The following is a 6,777-nucleotide window of genomic DNA, read 5'->3' as shown; positions in this document are numbered from 1 at the left end:
TCTTCAATTCCAGCGCATGGGGACAGGTAGATATCCTTGTGACAATGATGATGGTATTGACGATCTGGCTGATGGTGAAGGACAAGCTTGTGTTTGCGTCCGCCGCGTTTATGCTGGCGTTTTTACTCAAGCCGCAGGCGATCATGATCGCTCCTCTACTCTTATATGTACTGATACGCAACATCGTACGCAGTGAAAACAGGAAAAAAGGCATCGTGACGCTTCTTTGGTCGATCGGGGTCATGGCAGCGCTGTTCTTCCTGGTACCGCTGCCGTTTGGAGCAAATCAGGAGCCGTTCTGGCTTGTAAACCGGATGCTGGGGACGATAGGGCAGTATCCGCAGGTGACGCTTAACGCATTCAATCTGTACGGTATGCTGGGCGTCAATTTTGTGGATGCGTCGAGCCTTGTATTCCTTGGACTGGGGGCAAACGTGTGGGGCTTTATCCTCATCGTAGCGGTTTGTCTTTATGCACTGTGGCTGTATATCAAGAATCCGAAAAAGGAATTTCTGTTCGCGATCGCGGCGTTCATCATTATGGGCGTGTTTGCGCTGGGGCACGGGATGCACGAACGGTATTTGTTCCCTGTCCCGATCCTGCTGCTGTTTGCGTACATCTTTATCCGCGACAGACGGCTGATACTGTGTACGTCTTTGACGTTTATCGCGTTGCTGCTAAACCAGAGTATAACGCTTTATTTTTACCAGATCGTGATCCCGCAGGGCTGGGTTGTGGCTGTTTCCGCGCTGAATATGGCGATCTTTGTCTTTACCGCATATGTGATCACGCGCATCGCGCTTGGAGATGTGAAATATAAGGAAGACCTGCCCGCGGCAGGAGGCGATCAAGCGCAAAAAGCTCCTGCGCAGATGAGGCTCGACGGGTTTAGCGAAAGCAAGATCGGTATGACGAGAAAAGATACGTGGGTCATGGTACTGATCACTGTGATTTATGCTGTTGTTGCTTTTACCAATTTGGGTGCGTTCAAGATACCGGAAACGGCGAATGTGCTCAGTGAACCGGTGACGGTCGAATTTGCGCAACAAGAACAGATATCACAGATCAAGTATTATGCCGGCTATGGGGAAGAAAAATTTGACATTCAGTACTCAGAGGATGGGATTACATACGCTCCTGTGACATTGAAAAAGGGCGAAGAAACAAAGGCGGTCATTGAGCATCAATTCAAAAACATGTATCGCTGGCAGGTGTATGATACGGATATCAATGCAAAATACTTAAAGCTCACGCCATTTGACGACGGAGAGCTGCCAATTTTGGAAGTTGCGGTCAAAAATACGGACGGGACGTGGATCACACCGGAAAATATTATTTCCAATTCGCCGGATGCGCAAAACCTGTTTGACGAACAGATTTTGATTCCAGAAGAATCCACCTATATGACGGATTTCTACTTTGATGAGATATACCATGTGCGGACGGCTTATGAGAACATCCACCAGCTCCAGCCTTACGAGATCACGCATCCGCCGCTTGGCAAGCTGATCTTGTCGTTGGGAATCCAGATGTTTGGCATGAATCCGTTTGGCTGGCGGTTTATGGGAACACTGACGGGCGTGCTCATGCTGCCGGTGATCTTCCTGTTTGGTAAGATGCTGTTTAAAAAGACGAAATACGCGGCGTTTGCGACGATTTTGCTTGCGGCCGACTTTATGCATTTTGCGCAAACGAGGATTGGTACCATCGACAGCTACAGTATATTATGGATCATGCTGATGTATTTCTTTATGTTCCAGTTCACACAGGCGAATTTTAATAAGCAAAAGCTTTCAAAAACAATTGTACCGCTGTTTTTGAGCGGCTTGTTCTTTGGCGTTGGCGCGGCGACGAAATGGCTTTGTATTTATGCGGGAGCGGGACTGCTTGTGATATTCTTGATCACGATGTGGAAGCGAAGCAGGGAGTACCGCTTCGCAAAGCAAAGCCGCGCGCCGGACTATGAAGGAATTGTCAAGACGTATAAATACAACGTAGCGATCATCCTTGCAAGCTGTGTGTTTTTCTTTATATTGATCCCGGTTGTGATCTATCTGCTTTCGTATATCCCTTACACACAGGTGAGCACAGGAACGGCTTTTGAATGGATCAGGACGGGCGATCTGAAGTACCATTACAGTGTGATGGGCAATCAGTTCTATATGCTCAATTATCATTCGACGCTCGATCCGGCGTCGGTGCATCCATTTGCGTCGATGTGGTATACATGGCCGGCGGATGTGCGGCCGATGCTGTTCTACAATGGGCATAACGATGTGACGGGGACGGTATCGACGCTTTCTACGATGGGCAATCCTCTCATCTGGTGGTCGGGTATCGTGGCGTGTGTATGGCTGATCGTGGACAGCGCAAGGGGAAAGCATAAACATTGGGGTATCACGATGCTTGCGATCGCGGCGCTGTCACAGTTTATGCCGTGGTGGTTTATCTCGCGTGAGGTCTTTATCTACCATTATTTTGCGACCATACCGTTCCTGATTTTGCTGATCGTGTATTGGCTGCGCAATATTGAGAGCGATTTTAAATACGGAAAACAGTTTGGGTGGATTTTTATTGCGGCATGCGTTGTGATGTTTGCTGTGTTTTATCCGGTGATCACGGGGATCCCTACAAACCCGGATTATCTGGCGGCGCTCCGGTGGCTGCCAACATGGCCGTTTTATGGCTGACAGTGTCTTTAAAGGGGGATGGGGATGCTAGCAAAGGTATTGAGCTTCGGGCTTAAGGGGATCGAAGGTTATCCGGTGCTTGTGGAGACGGACGTATACAGTGGGCTGCCGGCTTATGAGCTGGTCGGGCTTGGCGATACGGCGATCAAGGAAAGCAAGGAACGGGTGCGCAGTGCGATCAAAAACTCGGGATTTGAATATCCTGCCAAGCGCATTACGGTGAACCTTGCCCCGGCAGACCTGAAAAAGGAAGGGCCGCTTTACGATCTTGCGATCGCGGTGGGGCTTCTCGCTGCCAGTGAACAGGTTTTGCCTGATCTGCTCAAATATATGGTAGTGTTCGGCGAATTGTCGTTAAACGGCGATGTACGGCCTGTGAACGGCATCCTGCCGATGGTGATCGAGGCGCGGAAGCGCGGATTCAATTTTATGGTCGTACCACAAGAGAATGCGCAGGAGGCAAGTTACATCCAGGATGTGAAGATATTGCCTGTGAAGAACCTGCTGGAGCTGACTACGATTCTGAACAAGACGAAGCAGCCGGAATTTTTTACTCCGTCGGCATGGGAAATACCGCAGGACGGCAGCGAGACGGATGTTGATTTCAGAGACATCAAGGGACAGGAAAAAGCCAAACGCGCGATGGAGATCGCGGCGGCGGGCATGCACAACATCCTGCTGATCGGTTCTCCGGGCTCAGGCAAGAGCATGCTGGCAAAGGCGCTGCCGGGCATACTGCCTGACCTGACGTTTGAAGAAGCGCTGGAAGTAACAAAGATGCACTCCATCGCCGGAGAACTGGAAAATGACAATGGGATCATCCGTATACGCCCGTTCCGCAGTCCGCACCATATGAGTTCGGCTGCCGCGGTTACGGGAGGCGGTATGAAAAACCGTCCGGGAGAGATCAGTCTCGCGCATTGCGGCGTGCTTTATTTTGACGAACTGCCGGAGTTTCGGCGAGATATACTGGAAGCGCTCAGACAACCGCTGGAGGACGGGAAAATAACAGTCTCCCGTGCGAACAGTAAGGTGACGTATCCGGCGGATGTGATGTTCGCGGCCTCTATGAACCCTTGCCCGTGTGGGAATTTTGGGTCGGAGGATGTGGAATGCCGTTGCACGCCCACGCAGATCAGCCGGTATTTATCAAAAATATCCGGGCCGCTCCTCGACAGGATCGATCTGCATGTGGAGATGAGCAGGGTGAAATATGACGAGTTGCGCAGCACACAAAAGCAGGAAAGCAGCATGGAGGTGCGAGAACGTGTGAACGGGGCGCGCAGGATGCAGCAGGAGCGCTACCATAATATAGGGAAAAATTGCAACGCGCAGTTGAGCGCCGCGGAGGTCAAGCAGTATTGTGAGATCGAAAAGCAGGCGCAGGAACTTTTGCGTGTAGCGTTTGATAAGATGAAGCTGAGCGCGCGCTCTTACACGCGTATTTTGCTTGTGGCGCGCACGATCGCTGACCTTGACGGCAGTGAGGCAGTGGACGCGACGCACATCGCGGAAGCGGTACAGTACCGGTCGCTTGATAAAAAGTATTGGGGATTTTCGTATGACTGAGATCACGCGGGAAGAAAAATACTGGGTGTGGCTTGCCTCGTCGGAGGGGATCGGGCCGGTGCGTTTTTACAGTGTGCTGAACGCTTTTACCGATCTGGGGAACGCTTGGGACAATTGCAAGGATATTGCGCGGGTCGCACCGGGGATCACGGAAAAGCAAGCGGCGATCCTTATGAAAAATGCAAACGATGCGTATGTTGAAAATATTCTTGCTTTATGTGAGAAAAAGGGAATACGGATTTTGACACGGCTCCATCAGGACTACCCGCATACGCTAGCGGAAATCGAAAACCCGCCGCCAGTGCTATACTACAAAGGCGACATCCCGGAGTTTGACGACATGTCGTGTGGCATCGTGGGTTCTCGCCGGCCGACGCGTAACGGTTTTGATATGGCGCGGGAGGTTTCAAGCGGGCTGGCAGCGCAGGGCGTGGTGATCGTCTCCGGCATGGCGCTTGGCATCGATACGGCGGCGCACGTGGGAGCGCTTGACGCAAAAGGAAAGACAGTCGCCGTGCTTGGATGCGGCGCTGATGTGATATATCCCAAGGAAAATCGCAAGCTTTATGACGCGATTATCGAAAATGGGGCGGTCATATCTGAATTGCTGCCGGGTACAGAGCCTAAGGCGCAGTTTTTTCCACAGAGAAACCGTATCGTATCGGGACTGTCACGCGTACTGATCGCGGGAGAAGGCGGAGAACGAAGCGGTGCGCGCATCACAGTGGACGACGCGCTTACACAGGGGCGCGAGGTGTATACGCTTGCCTGTGATCTGAAATCCCCGATGGCGAAATTGCCGCTTTACCTGATGGACGCGGGAGCGATGGTGGTGCACTCTGCGCTGGACGTTATGAACGACCAGGGATGGGAAATGTCCTTTGGACTGGGAGCGGGAAAAAAACAAAAAGAGACGAATAAGCTTGATTTATTACAGGCGCAGATATACAATTTACTTTTAAAGGAAGTTTTGAGCGCCGAGCAGATCGCTCAGGAGCTTGACATCGCCGTACGCGAAGCGAACACGGTACTGACGGTGATGGAACTGAGTGGACTGATCAATGGAGTGCCGGGCGACAAATTTAGAATTAACAGTTAATTTACAGCTTACGCATATAATGTGGGTTATAATAGATAGAAGCATTTTGGAGGAAGAGAATGGCAAACGAGACGACTGCCGTGAAGAAAAAAGCGGCAACCAAGAAAACTGTGGCTAAGAAAAAGACGGCCGCCAAAAAGACAACGAAGAACGCGGCATCAAATAAAAATCTGGTGATTGTGGAATCGCCGGCAAAAGCAAAGACGATCGAGAAGTTTTTGGGTAAGAATTATATTGTAAGGGCATCGAACGGGCATTTGCGCGATCTGCCGAAGAGCACGTTCGGCGTGGATGTAGAAAATAATTTTGAACCGCAGTATACGACGATCCGAGGAAAAGCACAGCTTATCAAGGGTTTAAAGGACGAAGCGAAAAAAGCGAAGACGGTATATCTCGCAACTGACCCTGACCGTGAAGGGGAGGCGATCTCCTGGCACATTGCCAATATGCTGGGCATTGATGTGGCGGATGCGTGCCGGATCGAATTCAATGAGATCACAAAGGACGCGGTCACAACTGCGATCAAGCAGCCGAGAAAGATCGACATGGATCGTGTGGATGCGCAGCAGGCACGCCGTGTGCTTGACAGGCTGGTAGGCTATAAGCTGAGTCCGCTTTTGTGGAAGAAGATCAAAAAAGGCCTTTCGGCCGGTCGCGTACAAAGCGTGGCTGTGAAGGTGATCGTTGACCGTGAAAACGAGATACGCGAATTTAAGCCGGAGGAATTCTGGACGATTTCCGCGAACGTCAAAAAAGACGGACAGGAATTTGAGGCGAAGTATTACGGACCGGGCGGCAAAAAGACAAAGCTGGAAAACGAAGCAGATGCGCAGGCGGTTCTTGATGCTGTGAAGGGCGCGGATTTTGTGGTGAGCAAAGTGAACAGCGGGACGCGGAAGAAAAACGCATTGCCGCCGTTTACGACAAGTTTGCTGCAGCAGGCAGCGGCGGGAAAGCTTGGGTTTACGGCAAAGAAGACGATGATGCTGGCACAGATGCTTTATGAAGGCGTACCGCTTGCGGATGGAAATACAACAGGACTGATTACATATATGAGAACGGACTCCACGCGTATTTCGGGCGAGGCACAGGTTGCGGCGCACGATTTTGTTGAGAAAAAATATGGCGCGGATTATGTGCCGGACAAGCCGAACACATACCGTGGGCGCAAAAACGCGCAGGACGCGCATGAGGCGATCAGACCGACGTATATTACCAATGCGCCGGACGATATCAAGAAGTTTTTGACGAACGACCAGTATAAGCTGTATAAGCTGATCTATACGAGGTTTTTGGCGAGCCAGATGACGCCGGCGCTGTTTGAGACACTGAGCTATGACATCGACGCAAATGGACAGACGTTTAAGGCAAGCGGTTCGCGTATCCTGTTTAAGGGACATCTTGCGGTATATGATTCCA

The 6,777-nt window shown here is 51.0% G+C and carries 4 protein-coding genes; all 4 read left to right on the top strand.

Annotated elements, in window-relative coordinates; all coding sequences use genetic code 11:
* On the top strand, positions 1-2,690 hold a 2,690-nt coding region (locus VB081_RS01390), incomplete at its 5' end, for a glycosyltransferase family 39 protein (protein WP_323399079.1).
* A gap of 24 nt (positions 2,691-2,714) precedes the next feature.
* A complete protein-coding gene (locus VB081_RS01385) occupies positions 2,715-4,259 on the top strand; it encodes a YifB family Mg chelatase-like AAA ATPase (protein WP_323399078.1) in 1,545 nt (514 codons plus the stop codon).
* Positions 4,252-5,358: a DNA-processing protein DprA gene (gene dprA / locus VB081_RS01380; RefSeq protein WP_323399077.1), complete on the top strand. Its 1,107-nt coding sequence runs from the start codon at positions 4,252-4,254 to the stop codon at positions 5,356-5,358. Before VB081_RS01385 ends, dprA begins: the two co-directional genes overlap by 8 nt.
* Before the next feature lie 59 nt (positions 5,359-5,417).
* Positions 5,418-6,777, top strand: a 1,360-nt coding sequence (gene topA / locus VB081_RS01375; protein ID WP_323399076.1) for a type I DNA topoisomerase, incomplete at its 3' end; no start/stop codon positions are given.

The organism is Christensenella sp., assembly GCF_034927525.1.
GTDB lineage: Bacteria > Bacillota > Clostridia > Christensenellales > Christensenellaceae > Christensenella.
The sequence above is the reverse complement of the archived record's forward strand: the minus strand, read 5'-3'. Positions and strand labels throughout refer to the sequence as shown.